This window comes from Mesorhizobium sp. M9A.F.Ca.ET.002.03.1.2, from assembly GCF_003952365.1.
Classification (GTDB): Bacteria; Pseudomonadota; Alphaproteobacteria; order Rhizobiales; family Rhizobiaceae; genus Mesorhizobium.
The window spans coordinates 5,826,484-5,850,059 of sequence record NZ_CP034443.1; the positions used below are offsets into that span (position 1 = coordinate 5,826,484).

22 protein-coding genes and 4 pseudogenes are annotated in these 23,576 nt (G+C 62.3%); 12 read left to right on the forward strand and 14 right to left on the reverse strand.

Features of this window, described 5'->3' with window-relative positions:
* The first annotated feature begins 59 nt into the window (after positions 1-59).
* Entirely contained in the window at positions 60-1,214 is a 1,155-nt protein-coding gene (locus tag EJ066_RS28325) for a sulfite oxidase (RefSeq protein WP_126043208.1), read from the forward strand.
* A 79-nt stretch (positions 1,215-1,293) separates the two neighbouring features.
* Here the strand turns inward: EJ066_RS28325 and EJ066_RS28330 are convergent, their stop codons facing one another.
* Positions 1,294-2,265: an IS481 family transposase gene (locus EJ066_RS28330; RefSeq protein ID WP_126043209.1), complete on the reverse strand. Its 972-nt coding sequence runs from the start codon at positions 2,263-2,265 to the stop codon at positions 1,294-1,296.
* Positions 2,266-3,094: 829 nt separating this feature from the next.
* On the opposite strand from EJ066_RS28330, the gene EJ066_RS28345 reads away from it, so the two are divergent.
* Positions 3,095-3,460: a VOC family protein gene (locus tag EJ066_RS28345; protein WP_126043210.1), complete on the forward strand. Its 366-nt coding sequence runs from the start codon at positions 3,095-3,097 to the stop codon at positions 3,458-3,460.
* Positions 3,461-3,721: 261 nt separating this feature from the next.
* Here EJ066_RS28345 and EJ066_RS28350 read toward each other — a convergent pair whose 3' ends face one another.
* The 3 genes from EJ066_RS28350 to EJ066_RS28360 all read right to left on the reverse strand — a co-directional run bounded on the left by EJ066_RS28350 (position 3,722) and on the right by EJ066_RS28360 (position 5,740).
* Entirely contained in the window at positions 3,722-4,162 is a 441-nt protein-coding gene (locus EJ066_RS28350; RefSeq protein ID WP_126043211.1) for a hypothetical protein, read from the reverse strand.
* Positions 4,163-4,474: 312 nt separating this feature from the next.
* On the reverse strand, positions 4,475-5,401 hold the full coding sequence (locus EJ066_RS28355; RefSeq protein WP_126043212.1) for a sigma-70 family RNA polymerase sigma factor: 927 nt from the start codon (positions 5,399-5,401) through the stop codon (positions 4,475-4,477).
* A 33-nt stretch (positions 5,402-5,434) separates the two neighbouring features.
* Entirely contained in the window at positions 5,435-5,740 is a 306-nt protein-coding gene (locus EJ066_RS28360) for a hypothetical protein (RefSeq protein WP_126043213.1), read from the reverse strand.
* Positions 5,741-5,888: 148 nt separating this feature from the next.
* On the opposite strand from EJ066_RS28360, the gene EJ066_RS28365 reads away from it, so the two are divergent.
* The 5 genes and pseudogenes from EJ066_RS28365 (at position 5,889) to EJ066_RS28380 (ending at position 9,677) form a co-directional block, all read left to right on the forward strand.
* Positions 5,889-6,254, forward strand: coding sequence for a VOC family protein (locus EJ066_RS28365; RefSeq protein ID WP_126043214.1), 366 nt, complete (start codon positions 5,889-5,891; stop codon positions 6,252-6,254).
* A gap of 160 nt (positions 6,255-6,414) precedes the next feature.
* Positions 6,415-6,595: pseudogene (locus EJ066_RS32245) on the forward strand (IS110 family transposase); the annotation flags it as partial.
* Positions 6,585-7,019, forward strand: a complete 435-nt coding sequence (locus EJ066_RS32250) for a hypothetical protein (RefSeq protein ID WP_189644388.1) — start codon at positions 6,585-6,587, stop codon at positions 7,017-7,019. The pseudogene EJ066_RS32245 and the gene EJ066_RS32250, both read left to right, overlap by 11 nt.
* A complete protein-coding gene (locus EJ066_RS28375) occupies positions 6,967-8,949 on the forward strand; it encodes a choice-of-anchor X domain-containing protein (protein ID WP_126043215.1) in 1,983 nt (660 codons plus the stop codon). Before EJ066_RS32250 ends, EJ066_RS28375 begins: the two co-directional genes overlap by 53 nt.
* A 266-nt stretch (positions 8,950-9,215) precedes the next feature.
* Positions 9,216-9,677 carry a hypothetical protein gene (locus EJ066_RS28380; protein WP_126043216.1) on the forward strand — a complete coding sequence of 154 codons (462 nt, stop codon included), beginning with the start codon at positions 9,216-9,218 and terminating at the stop codon, positions 9,675-9,677.
* Positions 9,678-9,683: 6 nt separating this feature from the next.
* Here the strand turns inward: EJ066_RS28380 and EJ066_RS28385 are convergent, their stop codons facing one another.
* Positions 9,684-10,913 carry a YcaO-like family protein gene (locus tag EJ066_RS28385; RefSeq protein ID WP_126043217.1) on the reverse strand — a complete coding sequence of 410 codons (1,230 nt, stop codon included), beginning with the start codon at positions 10,911-10,913 and terminating at the stop codon, positions 9,684-9,686.
* 93 nt (positions 10,914-11,006) lie between these two features.
* On the opposite strand from EJ066_RS28385, the gene EJ066_RS28390 reads away from it, so the two are divergent.
* Together EJ066_RS28390 and EJ066_RS28395 are read left to right on the forward strand one after the other, a co-directional pair.
* Entirely contained in the window at positions 11,007-13,460 is a 2,454-nt protein-coding gene (locus tag EJ066_RS28390) for an adenylate/guanylate cyclase domain-containing protein (protein ID WP_126043218.1), read from the forward strand.
* Between the two features lie 304 nt (positions 13,461-13,764).
* On the forward strand, positions 13,765-14,541 hold the full coding sequence (locus tag EJ066_RS28395) for a transporter substrate-binding domain-containing protein (RefSeq protein ID WP_126043219.1): 777 nt from the start codon (positions 13,765-13,767) through the stop codon (positions 14,539-14,541).
* A 429-nt stretch (positions 14,542-14,970) separates the two neighbouring features.
* Here the strand turns inward: EJ066_RS28395 and EJ066_RS28400 are convergent.
* The 5 genes and pseudogenes from EJ066_RS28400 to EJ066_RS28420 form a co-directional block, all read right to left on the reverse strand.
* A pseudogene (locus EJ066_RS28400) lies at positions 14,971-15,186 on the reverse strand (IS110 family transposase); the annotation flags it as partial.
* Positions 15,187-15,378: 192 nt separating this feature from the next.
* Positions 15,379-15,908: pseudogene (locus tag EJ066_RS28405) on the reverse strand (dihydrofolate reductase family protein).
* 137 nt (positions 15,909-16,045) lie between these two features.
* On the reverse strand, positions 16,046-16,738 hold the full coding sequence (locus EJ066_RS28410) for a thioredoxin family protein (protein WP_126043220.1): 693 nt from the start codon (positions 16,736-16,738) through the stop codon (positions 16,046-16,048).
* Complete coding sequence (locus EJ066_RS28415) at positions 16,710-17,033, reverse strand: hypothetical protein (protein ID WP_348629270.1); 324 nt, start codon at positions 17,031-17,033, stop codon at positions 16,710-16,712. Before EJ066_RS28415 ends, EJ066_RS28410 begins: the two co-directional genes overlap by 29 nt.
* Before the next feature lie 352 nt (positions 17,034-17,385).
* Entirely contained in the window at positions 17,386-17,646 is a 261-nt protein-coding gene (locus EJ066_RS28420; RefSeq protein ID WP_126043221.1) for a hypothetical protein, read from the reverse strand.
* Positions 17,647-17,654: 8 nt separating this feature from the next.
* Here EJ066_RS28420 and EJ066_RS28425 point away from each other — a divergent pair, with 8 nt between their 5' ends.
* Both EJ066_RS28425 and EJ066_RS28430 read left to right on the forward strand, forming a co-directional pair.
* On the forward strand, positions 17,655-17,831 hold the full coding sequence (locus EJ066_RS28425) for a VOC family protein (RefSeq protein ID WP_245455005.1): 177 nt from the start codon (positions 17,655-17,657) through the stop codon (positions 17,829-17,831).
* Between the two features lie 239 nt (positions 17,832-18,070).
* Positions 18,071-19,273 (forward strand): MFS transporter, encoded by a 1,203-nt coding sequence (locus EJ066_RS28430; RefSeq protein ID WP_126043222.1) that lies wholly within the window; start codon positions 18,071-18,073, stop codon positions 19,271-19,273.
* A gap of 22 nt (positions 19,274-19,295) precedes the next feature.
* On the opposite strand, the gene EJ066_RS28435 is transcribed toward EJ066_RS28430, so the two are convergent.
* The 3 genes and pseudogenes from EJ066_RS28435 to EJ066_RS28445 all read right to left on the reverse strand — a co-directional run bounded on the left by EJ066_RS28435 (position 19,296) and on the right by EJ066_RS28445 (position 21,346).
* Entirely contained in the window at positions 19,296-20,006 is a 711-nt protein-coding gene (locus EJ066_RS28435) for a sulfite exporter TauE/SafE family protein (RefSeq protein WP_126043223.1), read from the reverse strand.
* 102 nt (positions 20,007-20,108) lie between these two features.
* A pseudogene (locus EJ066_RS28440) lies at positions 20,109-21,065 on the reverse strand (cation diffusion facilitator family transporter); the annotation flags it as partial.
* A gap of 17 nt (positions 21,066-21,082) precedes the next feature.
* Complete coding sequence (locus EJ066_RS28445) at positions 21,083-21,346, reverse strand: metal-sensing transcriptional repressor (RefSeq protein WP_126043224.1); 264 nt, start codon at positions 21,344-21,346, stop codon at positions 21,083-21,085.
* Between the two features lie 301 nt (positions 21,347-21,647).
* Between EJ066_RS28445 and EJ066_RS28450 the strand changes: the two genes are divergently transcribed.
* Positions 21,648-21,869 (forward strand): hypothetical protein, encoded by a 222-nt coding sequence (locus EJ066_RS28450; RefSeq protein ID WP_126043225.1) that lies wholly within the window; start codon positions 21,648-21,650, stop codon positions 21,867-21,869.
* Positions 21,870-22,266: 397 nt separating this feature from the next.
* Here EJ066_RS28450 and EJ066_RS28455 read toward each other — a convergent pair whose 3' ends face one another.
* On the reverse strand, positions 22,267-23,508 hold the full coding sequence (locus EJ066_RS28455; protein WP_126043226.1) for an FAD-dependent oxidoreductase: 1,242 nt from the start codon (positions 23,506-23,508) through the stop codon (positions 22,267-22,269).
* Positions 23,509-23,576 lie beyond the last annotated feature (68 nt).

A 23,576-nucleotide genomic window follows, 5' to 3' on the forward strand; every position in this document is an offset into this window, starting at 1 on the left:
TCAGGCTACGGCCTAACGCACGTTGCAGCCTGTTCCGGATCAACTGGGAGGTAAACAACATGCATAGTTTTCAACGCAGAGAACTTCTTGTTCAAGGAGGCGCGGCTCTTGCCGCTATGGCTGCTCTTTATACTTCGCGTCGGGCTTACGCTTTTCCAACACAGGCGGGCGAGGAAGTTGTTCCGTGGCTGGATCAGCCGACCGAAAATCCCAATCCGGTAGGTATCCAGAACCAGCTTGTCTGGGAGGATCTGGATAGCTGGATAACTCCAAACGACAAGTTCTTCAGCATCTCGCATTTCAACCGACCAACGATCGACGAGAAGACATGGTCCATGGAGATCGGAGGCCTGGTCAAGAAACCCTTGAAGCTAACGCTCGCCGACATAAGGGCACGACCGCGGCAGGAGGTCGTTTTCACAGTGGAATGCTCGGGCAACCACGGTTTTCCCTTCTTCACCGGCGGCATCGGCAATGCCCGCTGGGCAGGGACGCCGCTCGCCCCGATCCTCGAGGAAGCCGGCGTTCTGGAGAAGGGCATCGAGGTCGTCTTTTTCGGTACTGACACAGGCGAGGTGCCGATACGCGACGTCAAGATGCAGCAGAACTTCGCGCGTAGCATGTCGCTCGCCGACGCGATGAACCCCGACAATCTACTCTGCTATGAAATGAACGGAGCCGCCTTGCCGGCAGCCAATGGCTTCCCGGTGCGGCTCATTGCTCCAGGCTGGTACGGGATCGCCAACGTCAAGTGGCTGAAGCGCATCGAGGTTCGCGACACCCGCTTCATGAGCCTTCTGATGGCCCGTGACTATGTCACCATCCGGGAGGAAGACCACAACGGCGAGACCGTGTGGACCGAGACCTCAGTCGGGCGAGCGCTGATAAAGTCCGCGCCTGCGAAGGTTACCCGGAAAGACTCAGATTACTCCATCATCGGAGCGGCCTGGGGGGCGCCGATCGACCGGGTCGAAGTGCAAATCGATCAAGGGCCTTGGGCTCCAGCGACCGTTGACCACAGTGAGGAGGCCGAGCACGCCTGGAAGATCTGGTCCCTGGATTGGGCAAATCCCTCTCCTGGAGAACACACGGTGACCTCGCGCGCAGTCAGCACCACGGAACAGATCCAACCAGCAATGGACGATCCCTTGATTGCCAGGAAACACACATATTGGGAAAGCAATGGCCAGGTGACGCGCCGCGTGCGTGTCTAGAGCATTTTGCAGCCAAATGGAATCATTTGGCGTCCGCATAAACGCGGCGAGTTACCGGTCCCACGGAACCGGAACCGCTCTAAGTGTGGAGCCTCAACAGGTTGTCCTCGGACAATCCGAGGCGACTGATGGGTGTTTTGGATTTTAGGCTGCCATGCGGGCGGTGCCAATTGTATCGGTGCAGCCAGACGGGCAGCTCGGCAGCACGGCGATCTGAGGTCGTGTAGGCTCTTGCGTAGGCCCATTCTCTGAGCGCGGTCTGGATGAAGCGTTCGGCCTTGCCGTTGGTCTTGGGCGTGTAGGGCTTGGTTCGGATGTGTTTGAGGCCGAGGGCTTTGCAGGCGGCGCGGAAGGCGCGGCTTTTATAGCAGCCGCCGTTGTCGGTCATGACCCGTGAGGTGGTGACGCCAAGGCTGGCATAGTAGGCGATGGCGGCGTTGAGGAAGGCGACGGCGCTTTCCTTTTTCTCGTCGGGCAGGATCTGGCTAAAGGCGATGCGGGAGGCATCGTCAATGCAGACGTGGACGAACTCCCAGCCCGCGCCGCCTTTACGGGAAGTCCGGCCATTGCTTTGGCCGGTGCGATCGCCGGTGATGCGATGGCCGATGCGGTCGAAACGGCCGAGCTTCTTGATATCGATGTGGATCATGTCGCCCGGCTCGTCACGCTCATATCGACGCACCGGCTCTGCTGGCTCAAGGTCCTTCAGCCGCGACAGCCCGGCCCGCGCCAGCACCCTGCTCACCGTCGCCGGCGAGACGGCGACCACACTTGCAATGTGCTTGCCCGTGAGGCGCTGGCGCCGCAGCGCAACGATCCGATCGGCCACAGCCCGTTCGGTCGCATTCGGACTGCGCCTGGGTCGCGACGAGCGGTCGACCATGCCGGCACGGCCTTCGGCCTTGTAACGCTCGACCCATCGCTTCACGACCTTCGCCGTCACCGCGAATTTCAACGCTGCTTGGGCTTGGGAAAGGTCGCCTTCCATGACCGCAAGCGCCATCTCCTCTCGACGAAGCGGCGTGAGACGGGCATTCTTATGAATGTTCATTCGGGTCCTCCGACGAATCTGAAGTGTGGTAACTCCAGTCTCCTCGGTCGGGCCCGAATGGACAACCTTCTGGAAACTCACATCTAAGAACTTGCTGCTATTCCCGTCCTCCCCTCACCCTTCCACCATGCTGATCTCGGCGTCGGGCAGGCACCAGGGCGCGTAACGGAAGTCGCGGATCTGGACGACCCGCTCGTCCCGCCATTCGACCAGCATGAAGCCGCGCACGGCGCCGTCCGGCTCCTGCGGGTCGCGGGATGAGGATCGCCGGCCGGCCGTCGACGAAGCCCAGCGACAGAGCCCAGTCGCTGATGCGGTCGTAATTGCCGAAATAGGTCGACACCTCGGCCGCGCCGCGGTTGACCACCTCGAGCTGGATATCCTGGGCGATCAGCGCCCTGACCGCGTCGCTCGGTCCATCTGGGAATTTACCTGCGTGGCGGAAACCCCGCCAAGGGAGGCAGTGTCAGGACGCTTCTGTACGTCTCTGGAGCGCTGGTCACGCTTGCCCTCATCCTTGTGACTGGATGGGCAGCACTCAATTGACGCGTTGGCGGCACTTCTTCGCAAGGAGTGGATCTGACGTTATAAGCTGAGGTGCCACAACCTTGCGCGCGCAGACGCCCTCCCGCGCGGCGGGTTCGTTCTCCGACCCAATGTCGGTCGTATAGGGTGTCATAAACACCGCCGAAATACGACCTACGTCCAAAACCCTCATCCGACTGCTTCGGCTGGCATCCAGACAGCCCGCTTCTGCACTCAGCTCCACCGACAGGGAAACCTTTGCGCCAGTTGTCTGTTGTAGCTCCAAGACAGAGGAGTAAGTTGAATGGCATCCGTCCGATACATCGTTGCGGACGTCAACGAGGCGGTCGCGTTCTATCGAGACAATCTCGATTTCAAGATCGACATGCACAATCCGGGCAAGTTCGCCGCGCTGTTGCGCGACGACTTGACGCTGTATCTCAGCGCCCCAGGTGCGGGGAGCGGTGGTCAGGCGGGCGGCGATCCGAAGCCAGGCGGGTGGAACCGATTTATGATCGTTACGAACGAGGTCGATGTCCTCATTGAGCGGTTGCGCCGGGCTGATGCAAGATTCCGCGGCGAAATCAGCGACGGCGGTGCCGGTCGCGCCATCTTGCTTGAAGATCCATCGGGCAACGTCATCGAGCTATTCGAGTTCAAGAAGGGCTGAGCCTGACGTAAAGCTGGTGGCGGCGGGCGGTTGGTTTGGCACGTCTGCTCATGGTCATGTCGCGTTCCGCCACCGACGGCAGATTTCTGCCGTCTTTGACCAAAGCGGACGAGCCTGAACCCACCCCGGCGACGTCGTTTATAGCCTCCAGTTTTGGGCCGACAGTGGAACGGCCGCTTCCTACATGGTAGCGCTGGAAAGCCGACCTTTGTATTCAGCGTAGTGGGCCGACTTCAGGGACGACGAACGGAGCGACGGCTCTTACTTCACCGTGATGGCAATACCGCTGAGATCGGCGTTGACTTGCAGGCCTACCTGCCTGCCTGTGAGTTCGAGTTGGGCGCCCTTGTCATTGGTCATGACGATCACCTGGGCCCCTTTGCCGAGCGCGCCGCCACCGCCCGCTGCACCGTACACCCCCGTCACATCTCGGGCGCGGCGTATGTGGCGCACGGTACCTCGGAAATAGGTCTTAGAGGCCCCGAAGGCGAGGCCGCCCGAGATGCCGCCGACCGAGATGGGATAGCGGCGACCATGGAAGGTCAGCGTGCCCTCGCCTCCGGCGCCACCGATGAAGAAGGCCGCCTTGTAGACGGAGAAGCGGATCGTACCGCTGTCGGCATGCGCGGAGCCGGCAGAGCTGAACCCTACTGCAGCGATAACCACAGCCGCGACTGAACGAAATCTGGACGAAATCTTCATGATGCGAGTCTCCTCGAGATCGCCGCTTACCCAGCCAGGAGGGCACGTCAGCGTCATGCCAAAGCCACAGCTGAACAGTCTCGCCCGTCATTTGTTCCAAGCACGCGGCCTGAATCCGGCTGCGAGAAGGCCGCCACGAAACGAGGCGGATGGCAAACATAGTCTCGATGGCAGGGCCGGTGGCAGCCAACGCTGGCTGACTCAGGATCGCCCGCACGAAGGCTACAGCCACGAAAGCGAAGGGATGCGCAAAGTGGCGCAACCCTGGCCACGTCGCCTTCGCGCCATCTCCGCGCTCTTCCCGTCCTCCCCTCACCCTTCCAAGGTGCTGATCTCGGCGTCGGCCAGGCACCAGGGCGCGTAACGGAAGTCGCGGATTTGGACGACCCGCTCGTCCCGCCACTCGACCAGCATGAAGCCGCGCACGGCGCCGTCCGGTGCCCCAGGCCCATCCGGTGCCCCAGGCCCATCCGGTGCCCCAGGGTCGCGGATGAGGATCGCCGGCCTGCCGTCGACGAAGCCCAGCGACAGCGCCCAATCGGTCGCGCGGTCGTAGTTGCCGAAATAGGTCGACACCTGCGCCTTGCCGCGCATGCGGGTGCGGTTGACGACTTCGAGCTGGATATCCTCGGCGATCAGCGCCCTCACCGCGTCGAAGTCGCGCGCGTTGAACAGATCGACATAGCGGCGCAGCCGCCGCTCGTCATCGGCGTCGAGCCTGGGGGCGGCGACCTGTTCGGGCTCTGACGCCAGCAACCGCAGTTGCGCCCGGCCGCGATGCAGCGCCGCCTTGGTCGCGGCCAGCGTGGCGCCGGTCACCTCGCAGGCCTCGTGCAGGGAAAGGCCAAGCACGTCGACCAGGATCACGGCGCCGCGCTGCGCCACCGAAAGCTGCATGAAGCTGCGCAGGCTGGTGGCGGCGGCGAGCCGTGCATCGGCATTGCCGGAGGGATCCTCGATCGTGGTCATGTCGGCCTCGGTCATGCGCGACCGCTCCCGCTGGCGCCGGCGCAGATGATCCTGCGCCGCATTGTGGGCGACGCGAAACAGCCATTGTTCGGGCCGCTCGACCGCCGCGCTGCCATCGATCGCCTGCAGCGCCTTCAGCAGCGTCTCCTGCACGATGTCCTCGCCGTCGATCACCGAGCCGGCCATGCGGGCGCAGTAGCGGTGCAGTTTGGGACGCAAACCGGAGAGCATCGCCTCCAGTGCGGGGCGGTCGAGTTTTTGTGGGGTCATGACGTCCGTACTCTTGGCTGTGGCATAGTCGCTCTATCCGGCTTTGCCGTCCTCGAGGATACGGTAATTGCCGATGATCCTGACAGGCGATCGCTTGACCGGGGTCGAGCGCCGTTCCGCATGGTTTTGGGTGAACGCCTTGAACGCCGCAAGCTCGGTGAGCTCGGCACTTCCCTCGCCGACGACATGCACGAACTCGCCGTCGTCCAATTCGAGCACGAGATAGCGCGCCGTCCGCGGCGCCACCTCGCCGAGCGCTTCGAACACCTTCGCCACCAGCGCGCGGTTTGCCTCCAGTTCGGTGTCCTTCACGCTGTAGCGAATGAGAGTGTAGCCCATCGTCCGTCTCCTCGAATGGTTGACCTGAACCAAAGACGTTTCGCGTTGCCAAAAAGATTCTCACATGCGGCGAATCTTTTTGGCCGCGCCCATCGTCTTTCACCTGTGGGCGGCCGCGCGGCAGCCATAAAGGAGAGGAGATCAGACCATGCATATCCAGTTTGCCGAACTGCCGGTGTTCGACCAGGACCGCGCCAAGGCGTTCTACACCAGGCATTTCGCCTGCAAGGTCGCGGCCGACGAGAAGATGGGCCATAGCGCCTGGCGCTGGATCGAGCTGACATTTCCCGGCGCTGTCACCAACCTGCATTTCGTGAGGCGCACCGACGACACGCCAGGCGCGGAGCCGGTGCTGGTGCTGGTCGACGAGGATGTCGAGGCCACGATCGCTACTTTGAAGGCGGGCGGCGTCGAGATCATCACCGAACCGCAGGAGGCGCCCTGGCAGCCGGGCCGCACGGTAGCGGAATTTCGCGACAGCGAGGGCAACCGCATGGTGATCGGCAGCCAATGAGCGGGTCCAGTTGCTGAGTGGGTCGGCAATTGTCGTTCTCTTGCGAGAGCAAGCAGATCATGCTGGAGAAGAACAACATCTCGAGCGGCCTGATCGGTAAATATGTCGAGACTTACGAGTTCGCCGACCGCGGCCCGCCGCAACTAACACGACGGTCGCAATCGGCATCGATATTGGCAAGGAAGTCTTCCATCTCGTCGGCTTTGGCACTGACGGGTAAGATCGCGTTCGGCCGCAAGATCAAGCGGCTGGCCCTCGTCGATACCTTCAAAAAGCTTGCGCCGTGCGTTGTCGGCATGGAGGCCTGCCTCAGCGCCCATTTCGTCAGCCGTGCCCTTCGCCGACCTCGGTGGGCCCGCCACGATCACCATTGGCGCCGACAACAATGGCGAGATTGCCTTCGGCGCTCTGCAAGCCGGCCTCAATGTTAATTACAGCCCATCGATGGTCTTCTTCACATGGGGCGGCTGTGACGAGATGGACGAAGTCAGCAGTGAATTGCTCGACGACGGCTCAATCGAAATCACTTTCGCCTACCACAACGGCGACGAGGCCATCCTCAAAGCCACGAAGCACTTCTTCAACAGCCTGCTAGAGTTATGGAGGGCTATTCCGCTCGGCACCTTGCTGATAGACTGTGTTTCGCTGGTTAGTTCGAACGCTGAGAACAACCATGTTTCCGTCTTCAGGTCGACAGTGGTGCCTTTTCCTGTTGCTTCCATTGCTGGTGGCGACGCCGATCGCCAGCAATGCTCAGGAGAATAGCGCCGGCTCGCCGACCGACCCCTTCCTCGGATTGGATCCGTCGTCGTTCGATCGAATATTCGGCGAGGCCCTTCGGCGCAAACCGCCGCCGCCCTCGCCCGCGACTTCACCGGAGATGCTGGCCAACAATGTCACCGAACTGCGTGTCTTCCTGACGCAGGAGCCCGGAGTGGTGGTGGGAGAGATCGCGACGACCGGCCCATCGACCCTCACGGAATTCCCGGTGGCGCTGGAGGATGGAGTCGTCACCTTTCGCGACGACGGCGCCGAGCCGGATCGAGAGAAAGGCGACGGTGTATTCACCGCGCAGTTCAAGTTTGACGCCACTGGGGAGTTCGCGGCGCTGCGCGCCGACCTGGCGGCGACGATAGACGGTTTAGGCGAGCAACAGCAGAATACCGGGTTGATACGGCGCGGGCCCCGCGACATCGTCACGACCGCCGCCGCAGCCAGCGATGCCGAGCTCAAGATGGTCGGCCCGCTTAACGAGGCACGCAAAGGGTTGGAGTGGGCACGGGGCCTGCGGGACAGCCAGGATCCGGACCCGCTGCGCGCGGCGCAAGGGCTGGAGATCAATATCGGCACAACACCGTTCCTGCGCCTGCCGGGGCCGCGGTTCCACGAGTTGCTGCCGCAGCGCTTCAGGGTCGAATACCTCTTCGATTTTCCGATCTTCCCGGGGTTTCCACCCCCGCTGCCCACCGCCATTGACCATGAGCGCTCACTGCTGATCACTGCAACGGATGTGGTCGAGGACAGCGCGCGCAGCTTCGATGCCTGCAGCGGGCTTGGGTCGCCGGGCGGCGCGTGGAGCTTCGGTCACCTGATGCGCGAGCTGGCCAATGGCACCGGCCTCACACCGGAGGAATTCACCCGGCACTGGCTATCGAGCTGGCAAATTCCCCAGGAGGCCAACGGCTGGATCGTAACCGAGCCAGCGCGCGCCATGCGGCTGCAATCGCTTGTTATCGACAACTGGCGGGCCTTGTCGCCCGGCGGCGTTTTCAATGTCGACTATTTCCCGGCGCGACTTCTCGCCATCGTCAATCGGCCCGACCTTGCCGATCGCATCGGCTATGGAACCGCCGGTAGCGCCGGCGAGGGGCGCTTGGTGTTCGGGCTGGTCTACCACGATCCAGCCTCCAATAGCTGCAATCCGATGAACTTCACCGTCATCTTCGAATACGGCATCGCTGCCGGCTCGTGCATGGAGGTCAAGGCGTGGCACCGGCGCTGGAAGGATCTCGACCAGTTCACCGTCGGCAGTGCCGCTTACAATCAGGCGCTGGAATCCATCACCCGCGCCGTCACCGATCACGGATCGAATCCCGGCCAGCTTCCCAACATGAGCTCACTCAGTCAGCTGAGGACCAACGAGACCGTGCTGAGTGTCCCCTGGCAGCTGCGCGAGTTCCGCCTGCAGCAGGACGGACTGCTCGATCTGGTCACGGTCAAGCAGACGCCTGACAATCAATTCAACAGCAGCGCGATCCTGCGGACCTATCTCGGCATCAACGAGGCCGCCATCCTCGACGATCGGCATGTGGTTCCCGAGCGCTTTCCCACTATGTTCGATCGGTTCCTGGGCGCCGTGTCCAACACGGATGTGAGTAGCTACTTCTGGTGGGTTCCCAATCCCAGCAGCACTCTCGCCGATCCGCTCGAGACGCGCCGCAAGTTTTCGCTCGCCACTTGCAACGGGTGCCACAGCGGCGAGACCGCAACCCAGTTCACCCATATCGGCACACGCGACATGGCCACGCCCGCGCAGCTCTCGGGATTCCTGCTGGGCGAGGACATCACGGTACCGCAAGGCGGCGGCACACATCACTATGAGGATCTGACCGAGCGCGAGATCGCAATGTCCAACCTGCTCGGACGCTCGTGCCTCCTGCTCCTGGGCTTTCGACGGTTGCCCTTCGTTCACTGAAGGCGTGCCCCCTTGCTGGTATTGTGCCTGGAATGATACTTTGATGGGCCACGCTGGATTGTCCTGCCGGGGCGCGGATCAACAATTGATCAGCAATTGCGTTTGTCACCGAGGGGTCGGACGCGCGCGGTGTACTATGCTTCTCCCGCGGCGGGTATGGCAGGGAAATGCCCTTTGCCATGTTCGGACGAGAGTGAAAGCAACCGACGGCCAAGCCCGGCCCGAGCTTTAATCCTGCTTGAATTGTTTATTTGGGGAGAAGGGAAATGGCCAAGCTCAAGATGTTCCAGGGTAACAATCCAGGTGGGAACATCCCAAACCAGCAAGGGTACAGGAATGTTGCGACCGGCGTGCTCAACAACCTCGCCGCTTTTCGGAACGCCTCCACCACGGACCGATCTGAATTGCTGAAGCAATATGCAACCCCCGCGCACAAGATTTTTCAGCAGACCAGAAGTCCAATACAAGACGTTGAGATCAGCAAAAACAATTGTAAGATAAGCATCTATAATGACGAAAGGAAAAAGCCCGCGGTAAATTTCGGTAAGCACAAAATGGTGTTGCCGGAGATGCAGACAGGCGACCCTCCGCTGGACTCCAATTATCTCGCCCCATATGTGCAAGCGATCGTTGCCCTGTATGGTGCGACTGGGGGCGGTACGCCAGCCCAAGTAACGGCCGCGTGCGAGTTCCTGTTCGGGATCATGCTGCTCACGCGCTGCCGATAAGAGTGGCTAAACCAGCAACGTCACCTGGTCCTCCGGGTTCGGGAGGACGGGGCTGAGGTCTGGGTGATCGGGTGCCAGCAGTCGCTTGCGGGCAAATCGCGGCTTGAAATGGCAAAGGTCGGGCGAGATCGCCCTGACTGCCGGCACGCCCACGACGTCGCGGGTCATGTCGGCAAACCATAACGCAACGTCCGCGCGGGCACAGGCCTCTAGAGGCGCACCGGGCCATAGCGCCTTGTTCTTTGTTGCTGGGGAATGCTTCACCGCGTGCGCCGCATCAAGCGGCGGCAATGCCATCGTCACCGCTTGTCGCCACGCCGCCCAGCTAGCGGTGGGACCCAGAGCGCGCACCGTGGCGAGGGAGAATTCCATCTGGACCATCTCGGTGAGAGCCGCCGCTCCCGCCTCGCGCATGTCAGGTCGCGCGGCGAATCCCAGCGCGACGTCGCTGCCGTCCGGCTCAGAGGACGCGGCGGCAGCCACGGGCACGCCGAGGTCGCTGGTGATGTCGAAGAGCCATGTGTCCCGCTCGCGCTCGCCGAGCCACGTAACCAGCCCGCTCGCGTCGTCGAGCAGCGCGAGATCGATCAGTGGCCTGCGCCTCCGGCCATACCACCAGCGCGTACTGGCATCGCTTTCGATCAACTCCAATAACGCGGCGTGTCTGGCGCTCTCGATATCGGCACCGCAGGCGCAGCCATTGCTGTCGCCGATCGCCACCGCGCTCTCGTCGCCCGTTTCCTTGCGGCCGATAAAGGCGAAGTCGGCAGGAACATAGGCTGCTGGCCCGCCATATGCGTCCTCGACCGCGAGCCAGTCGATCGGCGTGGCCGGATCGCGGCGCGGCGGCCGCCAATCGAAGCTGCGATGCCGTTCGTTCCACGCAATGCGGTCGCCGAGTTGGGCAGCAGTAAAGCCGTTCAGCACCTCGGGCGAGAGCACGGCGGGTCCGATCTCTTCGTCACGCGCGCTGACGAGTTGTTCGTCACCCCATGCCGAGCATGACACGAGTTCTGCGGCTTCGCGGAGTGCGCTTGTCCGGGCGCCCGTCGCGGTGAAGCCTCGCCCGCTTGCCATTCGCCCCGGCACTGGCCGCGCCGCGCGCGGGAAACCTGGTATCTTGAGCAGGGCGGCGCCCGGTATCGCGATCGCCAGGCGGACAGGGCCACGCTGCGGGAGCTCAACGGCGTTGAAAAGCTCCTCAAGCTTCCGCGCCGACCTGTCTTTCGCTGTCATATTCTCTCCCTTTGTCCCATCTGGTGCAATTACATCGACATAACCGGTCAACCGCGCCACAATACCTGGGGACCATGTCGTAAGCTGGCCACGATGCAAATTGAAGCCGAATCGCCGGCGCTGAAGGCGATCCTGTTCGCGGACCTTGCCCAATACAGCCGCTTGACGGCCGCAGGTGAACTCGCAGCAATTGATCTTGTCACCCAGTGCTTTTCGCTGTTCAAGGACCACTGCCCGCAGCACCGCGGAGAATTCGTCAAGACGACGGGCGACGGTGTACTGGCCCTGTTCGATAGCGTTTCCGACGCGCTCAACTACGCGGTCACGATGCAAGACAAGCTTGCGGCCCTAGCCGTGGAGCAGCCCGCTGCTGGCCGGTTTAGGGTTGGACTCCATATGGGCGAAATCCGCCGCCGTACAGGCGACGTCTATGGCCATGCTGTCAACCTCGCCGCCCGTGTGCAAACGCTAGCCACACCCGGCAGCATCTGCGTCACTGAGGAGGTCTACCGCGCGGCGCGCAGCACCACCGACTACGGGTTCCGCTTCGCTGGCCGCCACGCCCTCAAGAACATGCCTGAAACGATGTCGTTCTATCATGTGATTCCGCATCACATGTCCCAGGACAAACCCGGCCCCTCGCAATTCTCGATCTCCGTTATGGGTGGGCTTGCTGTCCTTGATAGCGACGGCGAGCCCGTCGCCTTGCGGTCGCGCACGGCGCAGGCACTCATCGGGTACTTGGCGCTCTCGACAGGCTTCAGGGAATTGCGGGACAGGATTGCAACGCTTCTGTGGCCCGAGCGTACACCAGCCGAAGCGAGGAGCGCCCTGACCGGTGGTCTGCGCATTGCGGCCAAGGCTCTTTCCGGCGAGTCAAAGAATTCGGGACTGCGGCACGGCAACCACGTGACCCTAGATCCCGCACGCGTGATCGTTGATATCAACCGAATCTTCACGGACCTCAGCGAAGGCAAGGTCGACGATACGCTGCTCGAGCGGTCGGATTGGACCGAGGCGATTCTCTATGGCTTCGAATCGGTCAGCAGCCTCTATGGTGCCTGGCTCCGCGTGACTCGCCACAACCGCCGGAACCGGGCAGAGGAAGCGCTGGAAAGCCTGCTGAGCCGTTTCGATGCGAGCGAGCCGGTCATCCGGCACGCGGCAAGCGCTTTGCTCATGCTCGAGCCATCCCATGAAGGCGCGGCACGTTGCCTGATGCGCCACCATGCGTTCAATCAGAATGTCGCTGCCGCGCGGCGCGTTTACAACAAACTCGCGAGCACCTTGCGCCAAGACTATCAGCTGGAACCCAGCGTCGAAACCACTGCGCTCGCCGCCAGTTTGGCGGACCCCACGCTCCCCCGCCAGCCCGAAAAGCCATTGCAAGGCCGTGCGCCGATCATCGCGGTCTGCACTTTTGTGAGCGAGAGCGATGCCGTTGCCGCTTTCGCGTCCGGCTTCCGGTCCGAACTGATTATCAACCTTTCGAAATTCCGAGAGTTGACGATCCTTGATATGCAAGATGGCCGCGACGCCAGTGATGCTGACTATCAGCTCAAGGCCGATTGCCGTGGACTTGGCAACCAGTGCGCGCTCTTCGTTTCGCTCGAAGAGAGAATGGCGTCCCGAGTCGTGTGGAGCGAACCGTACAGGCTCACACTTGCAAACTGGCACGCTACGCAACGCCAATTGGTCGGTCGGCTTGCCTCAAACCTGGAGATCTATCTCTCCCAAGACCGCCTTGCGCGTGCGCTTCAGCGGCTGCCCGAAGACTTGGACGTCTATGACACGTGGCTGCGCGGCGAACACTTGCTCCTACGCTGGTCGGCAAAAGCAGAAGATGAAGCCGAGCGGCTGTTTGACCAGGCGATCATCGAGGATGCGACGTTCGCACCGGCACACGCAAGCCTCGCAAGCGTTTATAATTCGCGACATTTCATAAGACCCGGCTGCCCGCGCGACGCGCAGACCCAACAGCGCGCGCTCGCTCTGGCGAGGCGTGCGGTCGAGCTCGACCCCCTCGACGCGCGCAACCACATGGTCGTGGCCTGGTCGACGGCGATGGTGCAACGCTTCGAGCAAGCCGAATTGCACTTCGAATTGGCCGCCGAGCTTAATCCGAGCGATCCAAAGGTCATTGTATCGGCTGCGTTAGGGTTGGCTTTCATGGGCCGCATGGATCTGGCAACCAAACTGACCGCCCATGCTCTTGAGCTGACGCCGCTATTTCCAGACTATCAGTGGTCCCATCTGGCAACCACGCGCTTTCTCGCCGGTGACTATTTGGGCACGATCGAGGCCGCTGAGCGTTCGCAGAACGTGATCATCGATACGCCGGGATGGAAGGCGGCAGCGCTCGGCAAGCTCGGCCGCCTCGAGGAGCGGGAGGCAGCGCTGAAGGAGTTGCTGCGCGCGGCGGAAGCTGCCTGGGCCGGACCTGCCAACCCGTCGAGGCGGGACATCATCCAATGGTTTCTCGGCGCCTTTCCGATCCGCCGCACAGAAGACCGACTTAAGGTGGCGGCTTCGTTGGGACGGTTTTAGGAGGCTAGTCGTCGCTCGGGAGATTGCTGGCCTGCGTTCCTCGCCGTCGACCTCACACGGCAGGAGATCGGCGTTCCCGTCGTCCGCGTCGTCGTGCCCGGCATGCGGCCGGTGCGCCGCCGTCTGGCGGCCGGACGGCTGTTCGATGTCCCGGTCAGGCTGGGCTGGCGGGAGAAGCGGATGTCAGCTCGGGAAATGAATCCGGTCCCGATGACGGCGTAAAGGAGCAATCCCATTAAAAAAGCTCTCGCAAAATCGGCCCGGTTGGGAGAATATTAGCGCCCTCTAAATAGTGGAGAGAGAAATGAAGAAAACCTGCGCGACAGGAGTTCTGATCTTGGCTCTGGCTTTCAGCGGTCCGGCGTGGGCCGATACAGTCAGGGTGGGATACACTCCGGAGGCCTACTCGCCCTTTTTCTCGCAGGATGCTTCAGGCAAATGGGGAGGATGGGAACTCGAAATCGTCGACGCGCTCTGCGTGGAGGCTAAGCTCGACTGCGTCCTGACGCCGACCGCATGGGACGGCATCATCCCAGCCCTCACGACCAAAAAGATCGACATGATCGCGGCGTCCATGTCGATAACCGAAGAACGGATGAAGACGATCGATTTCTCCGACCGTTACTACAAGTCGCCGGCCGCGGTAGTCGCGGCCAGGGGATCAGAGATCAGCGCTACGCCGGAAGGCCTGAAGGGCAAGATTCTTGGAGTCCAGCTGTCCACTACCCATGAGGCTTATGCCCGAAAGCACTTCGCTTCGGCAGTGGCCGAGATCAAGGGTTATCAGACGCAGGACGAAGCGTTTCAGGACCTCGCGGCAGGAAGGGTCGACGCCGTGCAGGGTGAAGCTATCGCGGCGGAAGGCTTCTTGGCCTCAGACCAGGGAAAGGCCTGCTGCGAGGCGAAGGGCAACGTCGTTGACGACCCGGAGATACTCGGCCTCGGCGCCGGCTTCGGCTTCCGGCAGGACGACGACCCTCTCAGAGAGAAGATCAACGCCGCCATCAAGGGCATCAGGGCAAGCGGCAAGTACGACGAGATCTCGAAGAAATATTTCACTTTCGACATCTATGGCGATTGACGAGGTGAGATCTGACTGCCGACTTCGACAAAGTTGCCCCGGTCGGAAGAACCGGAAATCGCCCGATCCGGACTTCGCAATTTGACAGCTCCACAGTCGGCATTGGGGGGCAAACACGGACACGATGCCACCGGAACCGAATGTCTTCTGTGGATGGCTCCCGCGATGCAAGGGGTGATTTGACGTTTTGACGATTGGGTCTGGTGCAGTCTTCTGTCCGGCCTATTGATGCAGTCGTTCATGGTGACCGCTGGCCTTGATGGTATCCGCGAGTCGGGTCCCACTCTGCTTTGCGGGCAATGACGCCCACGACATTCGCACGGGTTGTCCCGGCTCCCGGTCTGACCGGTTCGCCATCACATCTCATCGCCCTTGCAACTGGTGAACTTCCTGCTCCTTCGCGTCTCGCTTCATTGGCACCGAACCAGATCAGGCTGCGGCGCTGATCGGCGCCCGATAGGTTCCCCCGCGCGTCATGATGGCCCAGGCCACGCGTACCGTCCGGTTGGCGGCAGCCACCGTGACGAGGCGTGCTGGTTTGCGGGCCAGCATGGCAAACAGGCGCGGATCAACCGATGCTGGCTGTATCCTCGCCCGTCGGACGAGCGAGGTCGTGCCGACCACCAGCAGCCGACGCAGGTAGCGGAATTTCGCGACAGCGAGGGCAACCGCATGGTGGTCGCCAGCCAATGAGCGGGGCCAGTTGCTGGGTGGGCCAGCAATTGTCGTTCTCTTGCGAGAGCAAGCAGATCATGCTGGAAAAGAACAATATCTCGACCGGCCTGATCGGCAAAGCGCACCTGACGCGTCGGCCCAGTCTGTCGGGCGATTGCGTGATCAAGCAGGAACGTACGTCAACCTGATCGCGTCCTCGCCGATTAAGTCGCTGGCCACGAGGCGGAGCGGCGGCCGTGGGCCGGCAAAGAACGGCTTGCCGCGACCAAGCACGACGGGTGGAAGTAGAGCCGATACTCATCGATAAGACCAAGGTCGGTCAGGCTTCGTGCCAGGTCTGGTCCGGAAACTGCAATCTCCCCATCGAGCCGAGCTTTCAGGCCACGTATCACCGCCTCGACGTCATCCTCGACAAGTGTGGCGTTGGGGCCGACTGACTTCAACGAGCGCGACACGACCCACTTCGGTTGGCGCCGCCACGCCGCCGCGAACTCGTGTCGCTCCGCACTCCACTCAGGACGGTCTTCGTCCCAATAGCGCATGGCCTCGTACATGCGGCGGCCGTACACACTGCCGGTCAGGTCGCGCACGTGCTCTATCCAGTGACGAAAGAGCGCGGGATCTGGCGCAAATTCCTGGTGGTCGACATAGCCGTCCAGGGACTGGTTCATTCCGAAGACAATCTTTGCCATGCTGCAAATTTCCATCCCGAGTTGGTTCTTCACAATAGCTGGAACCGCTGTGACACGGAAAGGAGGTTGGGCGCAAACGGCGCGCCGCTTTGTCGGTGTGACGAATATTTCTCGTTTACCACCGTCCGCCGGCGGGGCTACTCGTAGCGGTCGTGGCGGCGCACCCAGTCCATTCCCTCGGCTTCGTTGCGCCCCTTCGGCATAAGGTCGAGCATGGCGTAGGTGCCCATCATCACTTCTACGCCGCGGCCGTAGGTGGAGTAGGTGCGGAAGACCTCGCCCGCGTCGTCCTTGAAGAACGCGCTGACGCCCGGCCATTCCTCGCCGGTTTCCCGCCATTCGCCGAAGTTGTAGTCGATGTGCCCGGTGGCCACCTCCTCGGGCGTGAAACTGACCCGGAAATCGTAGTTGAAGTCGTTGCCGAAGGACGACACCCATTTGAATTGCCAGCCCATACGTCTGCGATAGCGCTCGATCTCGGCAAGCGGCGCGCGCGAGACGGCGATCATCGTGACGTCGTGATGCGCCAGATGCTTGTTCATGCCGTCGGTGTGATCGGCCATAAATGAGCAGCTCGGGCAGCCGTCCTTCCATCCCGGCGCGAACATGAAATGTTGTACCAGAAGTTGCGAACGGCCGTCGAAGAGATCGCCGAGCGTGCGAGGGCCATCCAACGTGTCGAACACGTATTCCTTGTCGATACGCACCCATGGCAGGGCGAGCCGATCGCGTGCGACCTTGTCGCGAAGATGGGTGAGGTCCTTCTCCGCTTTCAGCAGGTTCCGGCGGGCGGTCAGCCAGTCATCGCGTGAAACAACAGCGTGTTGCATTGTCAGTCTCCTTCGGTTGGGCGACGGAAATGTCGCGGTGCTGCGAACGGGCGGAAACGAGTTTCAGCCACGGCGATACGTGAAAGAGGCTCATCAGCAGATACATCAGGGCCATGTCGTTGATCGGCATGAAAGCCGAGGCGGCAGAGCACATGGTCATGCCCGGCGAGCCGACGGCAGAGATCCAGGCCATCAGTGCGAAGGTCGGGGCGGCGGCGAGCCCGAGCCAGCCGGCAAAATCGACCGCCTGCCCGAGCAACGAAGCGGCTTTCTCTTTTGCTGCAAACATCATCATTTGCCGTCCTCCGGTCGAATTCGCCGTTTCCAACGGTTTCGATACGAAGACGCTATCTCGGGCGGATGGGGAGGTGAGAGTTACAAGTGTGACGGGATATCAATGGAGGGCCGGAAACAGATTTGCAGCTTCTGTCTGCTGCCAAGCGAAGAGTGGACGTTCGCACCAGCCCACGCTGGCTGGTCGATATGGGCGCGCCTTGCGGACTCTGAACCATCAATCTTCATGAGCGTTGGGGTACTGCGCTGACGCTCGCCCCATCGGCCCGAATTGTCTTTCCGTCTTGTCGCGGCAACGTGGCACCGTCAGGAAAAAGAAACATCAAACAGGAAGATAGAGACCTGTCTTGATTCTATTTATGCAGATCGGGCGCCTGGCGCTTGACATGTTCATGGCGGTGGTCCGCATCCGCGCTCGCAAATCTGATATTGGCCGCCGCAAGCGCCGGCATGTGCTCGAACAGCTCGTCTTCCAGCGCCGTGGTGATCTTCTTCGCTTCGGAGACCGGCAGGCTTTCTTCGACGGCGATGGCGATGTCGGCGTGCAGCTTGTGACCGATCCACCCGCGCCTTGGCGTCGACGAGGCGCACGTCCGGCACTTGCGCGGCGGCATCAGGCTCTATGCCGTCGAGCATGCGGGTGCTGGTCGACGACGATGTCGAGGCAACGATCGCCGCTTTGAAGGCGGGCGGCGTCGAAATCATCAGCGAACCGCAGGAGGCGCCTTGGCAGCCTGGCCGCACGGTGGCGGAATTTCGCGACAGCGAGGGCAACCGCATGGTGATCGGCAGCCAATGAGCGGGTGCAGCCGGAGGGCGGGCATCTGAATTTTGACGCGCCACTTTGAACGGCTGGAGAGAGTGGGGAGCGGACATGCCCCTGCCAATTGCATATCGAACCCTGACGAGCATTGCGCTAGAACATCGTGCCACGCTACGTCATGATCTCCCTCCAAACGCCCTAAGCGAGGTCACATTGATGCATGGCGCGCCGGGTTCATCAGACCCGCATCACGGCGGGAGAACGAGTTCGGCATCATGCCTGCGAATGGGATTGCCCCTGCGACCTATCTCTTCGCGGCGCGCGCGCTGCGCGACTTCGGCGACGGCTTCGTGGCCGTGCTGTTGCCGGTCTACCTCCTCGCGCTGGGATTCTCGCCGCTGCAAGTCGGCATCATCGCTACGGCATCGCTGCTCGGCTCCGCACTCCTGACGATCGCCGTCGGGTTTCTCGGCGCACGTCACGACCTGCGCCAGCTGCTGCTCGCTGCTGCCAGCCTGATGGCCGCCACAGGCGTCGCCATGTCCGTGGTCCACGATTACGCCCTGCTGCTGGTGGTCGCATTCGCCGGGACCGTGAATCCTTCGGCTGGGAGCGTGAGCGTCTTCGTGCCGCTTGAGCATGCGGCGCTCACCCGCGCGATGGCAGATGCCGAGCGGACAAAGATGTTCGCGCGCTACAGCCTGATCGGGGCGCTCGCAAGCGCCGTCGGAGCCCTCGCGGCAGCTGTGCCGGACATCACCGCTCCAGTGGGCCTCGACAGGCTGACCGCGATTAAGATGATGTTCGTCCTTTATGCGCTTGCCGGCGTCGCCGGTGGGCTTCTCTATGCCCGGATCCCCCGGCGGCGCGCCGCACCTGGGCCTGTCGAGGAGTCCGCGCTCGGCCCCTCACGGGCCATCGTCTTCAAGCTTGCGGCCCTGTTCAGCCTTGATGCGTTTGCAGGAGGATTCGTGGTCCAGTCGCTCCTGGCGCTCTGGCTGTTCGAGCGCTTCGATCTGTCGCTTTCGGCTGCTGGCGTGTTCTTCTTCTGGTCAGGCGTGCTGTCGGCACTCTCCTTCCCCGTCGCCGCCTGGCTGTCGCGGAAGGTCGGACTCATCAACACTATGGTCTTCACGCACATCCCGTCCAGCATCGCGTTGATGCTAGCGGCGTTCGCGCCCACCTTGCCTCTCGCTCTCTCCTTGCTGCTGATCCGCGCTGCGCTCTCCCAGATGGACGTGCCGACGCGCTCGTCCTACGTGATGGCCGTCGTAACGGAGGCGGAGCGGGCGGCGGCCGCGAGTTTCACGTCGGTGCCGCGCAGCCTTGCCGCGGCCGCGAGCCCGGCCCTGGCGGGAGTCCTGTTTGCTGCCTCCTATCGGGCCTGGCCCCTTGTCGTCTGCGGAGCACTGAAGATCGTCTACGATCTCCTCCTGCTGATGCAGTTCCGGCACTTGAAGCCGCCGGAGGAACGCTGACCCGAACCCTCTATTCGCACGATCAGGAGACGACCACGATCTGCCAGACGGCAACACCGGCAAGCGCCAGCCCGGCGGCGCCTTCGAGGGTTCGGGAAATGGTTTCGAGCGGCTTGCCGGCGAAGAAATCAACCAGACGTTCCCGAAACAGGATCGACAACACCGCGACGCAGGACAGCGTCAGCGCCACGCCGACCATCATGGTGATCGCGAACAGAATGCCGGCGCCGGGAATGCCTCTGGACATCGCGAAGGTCATCGCGAACAGCGTCAGCGGGCACGGGATCAGACCTGCCATCACGCCGACTGCCTCGCCCTCATGCTTGTGGTGACGGCCGTGGCTCAAAGCACGCCAGAGCATCCAGACACCGATCAGGCCGAGCAGCCCACGGCTGATATCCTCCAAAAGCGGAGCGCGGCCGACGCTGCCTAACGCTATGGAGACCAGCGGCAGCGAGAGAACCGCAATCAGAACGGCAATCATCACATGCGTGAAGGACAGCGTGATCGATACGAGAAGGCCGCGCGGAACCCTTGCATCCGAACCCGCAAGATATGTCGCCAGCACAGCCTTGCTGTGGCCGGGCGTCAGCGCATGCGCAGCGCCGAAGACAACGCCCATCGGCAGGAAGGCCATGAACGCCAGCCAGTCGCCCCCCATTGAGAGCAGTTTGATCTGCTCGCCGAGCGTCAGGTAGATCGTGCGCTGGAATTCGACAAGAATTTGGAACATCAGCCGACGGTAACAGAAATGAGCCGCTCTGGGCGACCGTTAGTGGCTGTCGTGTTCGCCGTGAGCATGTTCATTGTGAGCATGTTCATGGCGACGATCCGCATCCGCGCTCGCAAACCTGATATTGGCCGCCGCAAGCGCCGGCATGTGCTCGAACAGCTCGTCTTCCAGCGCCGTGGTGATCTTCTTCGCTTCGGAGATCGGCAGGCTTTCTTCGACGGCGATGGCAATATCGGCGTGCAGCTTGTGACCGATCCACCGCGCCTTGGCGTCGACGAGGCGCACGCCCGGCACATGCGCGGCGGCATGGCGGATTTCGCCGATGACGCCAGGCTCGATACCGTCGAGCATGCGGGTCAGCACCGAACGCGCCGACTGCCAGACGATGCCGAAGATCGCCAGCGTGATGAGCAGGCCGACAACCGGGTCGGCCAGCGCAAAACCGAGCCAGACGCCGAGCGCCCCGATGACCACGGCCAGGCTGGTCAGGCCGTCGGTGCGGGCGTGGTAGCCGTCGGCAATGAGTGCGGCGCTGTTGATTTCCCGGCCGACGCGGATGCGGAACACGGCGACGGCCTCATTGCCGAGAAAGCCGACAATGCCTGCCGCCGTCAACCAGCCAAGATGCGTCACCACGCGTGGATTTATCAGACGCTCGATGGCCTGATAACCGGCGACGATGGCGCTGAACAGGATGATCACGACGATGATGATCCCGGCAAGGTCCTCGACCCGGCCAAGGCCGTAGGTGAATGTCGGCGACGGCTTGCGGCGGGCCAGCATGAACGCGATCCACAGCGGAATGGCGGTGGTGGCGTCACCGATGTTGTGAATCGTGTCGGCCAGCAGCGCCACGCTGCCCGACAGCACCACGACGACCATCTGCATCGCCGCCGTGATGGCCAGGATGACGAACGACCATTTTATCGCCCAGATGCCCCGGTCGGTCGTCGCTATGGTCGCATCGATGACCCCGTGGGTATGGCCATGCCCCCCGTTGCCGTGGTCGTGACCGTGTACGGCATGATCGCGCGCCCCGAACCCGAGCCAGTCGAGAATGCGCGCGCCGAGAGCGCTCACAGGTATTTCGCCAGCTGCTTGAGTTCCGCCAGCGAGTTGCCGCCCGTTTCCGCGGTGTCCGTCAGGCAGTGCTCGATATGATCGTGGATCAGTTCGCGCTTCGCGCTGCTGATGGCGCTTTCCACGGCATGGAGTTGCTGCGCCAGATCAACGCAGGGACGATGCGCCTCGAACATGGACAGCACCGCCGCAAGGTGACCCTGCGCGCGCTTCAGACGCTTCACGATAGCGGGATGCGAATGGTGGATGCCTTCGGACATGCTTCTTTCGTATCCTCCCCCCGGGGATACAGTCAATGCTTTTGGACTCACTCTGCTGCTGCTGCGTGTCCCACAGCGCCGAGAAAACCGTCAGCCCGCCCTGCGATCCGCTACCCTCCTACGGATAGCTTGCCGGCCGCCGGCCGCGTCGTATTATTTCGTGACCGTGTTGCGCTGGAACCTTCCTTCGCATCACGCGTTCGGGGCGCTGTATTCGCAATGCCTCATATTTAGGCAACATGGGCGGCGAGCGAATACCGGTGAGGAGCAATAAGCATGGGTTGGGGAGGAGCATGTTATCATGTCGAACCGTGAAATTGGAACGTCCCATACGCTCAGCCTGCGCGTCGCTGATCTCAAGGCAAAGATGCGAAGCACAGGGATTACCGAGCACGAGATGAAAACTTTTCAGAAGGTTGCTGCCATCATGGGAGGAAGTGAAGGCTCTCTACGGCTGTATGCCGACGACCTGATTGCAGCGTCTTTCGTTGTCGAGGCGCTGGACGACCACGCACCGAATTGACGGTCGTAAACCTACTGGCGATCAGCCAGGCACCACGTCGAGGGCCAGGGAAATGGCGCCCAAGACGGGCGACCACTTCCCTGACGCTGCAAGTGCGCCTGACGCTCGGCCACCTTCCGCAATATTAATGCATGTCGCCCAAAAGTGACCTCGGTTTTGGGACAACGGCACGCATAAAAACAAAGATCTAAAGCGCGTCGCATGAATCCGTTTCGACGCGACGCGCTTTAGGCAATCGAGGTGCTCTCCGACGCCCCCTGTCCGGGAGGACAGAGGGGGCGCTGACCCGCAATGCCGGCATTAAATTCTCTTTTGTCTCAATACGATGCAAGCCAGAAGTGAATCTGTTTGAGAGGCGCGCCGTCTCAAGTCACAATGGCGGCACAGCGGCAAGCCCTCATTTTCCCCAGCCGGGAAAACGCCCCGGGCGCAGCCATTGCTGCGCCGGGTTGCCGTCGCCCGAAAGCACGGCCTCCACCAGCCAACGCGCCGTGGCCGGTGCTGCATGCATGCCGATCGAGCCCATGCCGCCATGCACGAACAGCCCCTCGACGGCGGTCCTGCCGGCGACCGGAAGACCATCGGAGAGCATCGGCCGGTTGCCGGGATAGACGTTGCTAACCCGCGGCGAGCCGAGGCCAGGCAGCATGCGCAGCGTGCGGCTAGCGATCCGGCTCGCCATATCCGTGTTGCGGACGAGATCGCGGAAGGCCGGCTGGACCGATGCGCCGAGCCGCGCATCGCCGCCGCGCATCGGATTGAGACAGATGGCCTCGACGGCCGGCTGGTCGTCCCGCTGGTCGGCGACGTCGGCAAGGCCGGCGAGGCTCATCCGTTTTCCCAGCTCTTCCTGGTCCGGCCATGTCAGTTCCTCGACGATCCATGGCAGGTCGAAGTCGAGCTTGCCGAGCTGGATCAGCCAGCCGCGGCCGGCGGTGAACGGCAGGCCGGGAAGCGGCCCGTCGCCGACGGTCCGCCGCAGCAGGTCCGACATCCATAGCCCGTTGGCGATGAAGACGAGATCGGCTGATATGATCCCCTGATCGGTCAGCACGCCCTGGACCTTGCCGCCCTTCGAGAAAATTTGGGCGACGCGAAGCCCTGTCTTGATCACGGCACCCGCCTCGCGGGCGGCGTGGGCGAAGGCATGCGTCGCCCCCATCGGCTCCAGCGTCCAGGCGCGGCCGACGTGATAGCCGCCCGCCACCTTGAAGCCGATGCGCGGATGATCCCGCGCGAGCTCCGCGCCGGTGATCCTTTCCATGGCGATGCCGGCGGCGCGGTAGCGATCGGCGACAGTGCCGGCCGCCTCGAAGCTGGCCTCGTCCTCCGAGATGAGGAGGTGGCCGATCTTGCCGAACTCGAACGGCACCGGTCCTTGCGAAAGCGCCTCATAGATTGCCGCGCAGCCATCGAGCATCTCGACCACTTGCGTCTGCGGGCCGCTGAGCAAGGTGCCAGTGTTGCGTCCTGAAGATTCGGCGGCGATCATCGCCTGTTCGAGAACGAGCGTTGTGACGCCCCTCGACGCCAGCTCGTAAGCCAGCGTGCAGCCGGCGATGCCGGCGCCGATGACGACTGCGTCGACCGGTCTGTTGTTGGAGCCCGATTGTTCTGCACGGCCCGATGCGAGTGACATGAATTCCCTCTGCGGATACCCGCTTTCGGATACTCGTATACGAGAATACAGATATCCACGCAAGCGGC

Coding starts and splice junctions, on each gene's coding strand:
- EJ066_RS28325 (WP_126043208.1), top strand. CDS start 60: ATGCATAGTTTTCAACGCAGAGAACTTCTTGTTCAAGGAGGCGCGGCT.
- EJ066_RS28330 (WP_126043209.1), bottom strand. CDS start 2,265: ATGAACATTCATAAGAATGCCCGTCTCACGCCGCTTCGTCGAGAGGAG.
- EJ066_RS28345 (WP_126043210.1), top strand. CDS start 3,095: ATGGCATCCGTCCGATACATCGTTGCGGACGTCAACGAGGCGGTCGCG.
- EJ066_RS28350 (WP_126043211.1), bottom strand. CDS start 4,162: ATGAAGATTTCGTCCAGATTTCGTTCAGTCGCGGCTGTGGTTATCGCT.
- EJ066_RS28355 (WP_126043212.1), bottom strand. CDS start 5,401: ATGACCCCACAAAAACTCGACCGCCCCGCACTGGAGGCGATGCTCTCC.
- EJ066_RS28360 (WP_126043213.1), bottom strand. CDS start 5,740: ATGGGCTACACTCTCATTCGCTACAGCGTGAAGGACACCGAACTGGAG.
- EJ066_RS28365 (WP_126043214.1), top strand. CDS start 5,889: ATGCATATCCAGTTTGCCGAACTGCCGGTGTTCGACCAGGACCGCGCC.
- EJ066_RS28380 (WP_126043216.1), top strand. CDS start 9,216: ATGGCCAAGCTCAAGATGTTCCAGGGTAACAATCCAGGTGGGAACATC.
- EJ066_RS28385 (WP_126043217.1), bottom strand. CDS start 10,913: ATGACAGCGAAAGACAGGTCGGCGCGGAAGCTTGAGGAGCTTTTCAAC.
- EJ066_RS28390 (WP_126043218.1), top strand. CDS start 11,007: ATGCAAATTGAAGCCGAATCGCCGGCGCTGAAGGCGATCCTGTTCGCG.
- EJ066_RS28395 (WP_126043219.1), top strand. CDS start 13,765: ATGAAGAAAACCTGCGCGACAGGAGTTCTGATCTTGGCTCTGGCTTTC.
- EJ066_RS28410 (WP_126043220.1), bottom strand. CDS start 16,738: ATGCAACACGCTGTTGTTTCACGCGATGACTGGCTGACCGCCCGCCGG.
- EJ066_RS28415 (WP_348629270.1), bottom strand. CDS start 17,033: ATGATGATGTTTGCAGCAAAAGAGAAAGCCGCTTCGTTGCTCGGGCAG.
- EJ066_RS28420 (WP_126043221.1), bottom strand. CDS start 17,646: ATGCCGCCGCGCAAGTGCCGGACGTGCGCCTCGTCGACGCCAAGGCGC.
- EJ066_RS28425 (WP_245455005.1), top strand. CDS start 17,655: ATGCCGTCGAGCATGCGGGTGCTGGTCGACGACGATGTCGAGGCAACG.
- EJ066_RS28430 (WP_126043222.1), top strand. CDS start 18,071: ATGCCTGCGAATGGGATTGCCCCTGCGACCTATCTCTTCGCGGCGCGC.
- EJ066_RS28435 (WP_126043223.1), bottom strand. CDS start 20,006: ATGTTCCAAATTCTTGTCGAATTCCAGCGCACGATCTACCTGACGCTC.
- EJ066_RS28445 (WP_126043224.1), bottom strand. CDS start 21,346: ATGTCCGAAGGCATCCACCATTCGCATCCCGCTATCGTGAAGCGTCTG.
- EJ066_RS28450 (WP_126043225.1), top strand. CDS start 21,648: ATGTCGAACCGTGAAATTGGAACGTCCCATACGCTCAGCCTGCGCGTC.
- EJ066_RS28455 (WP_126043226.1), bottom strand. CDS start 23,508: ATGTCACTCGCATCGGGCCGTGCAGAACAATCGGGCTCCAACAACAGA.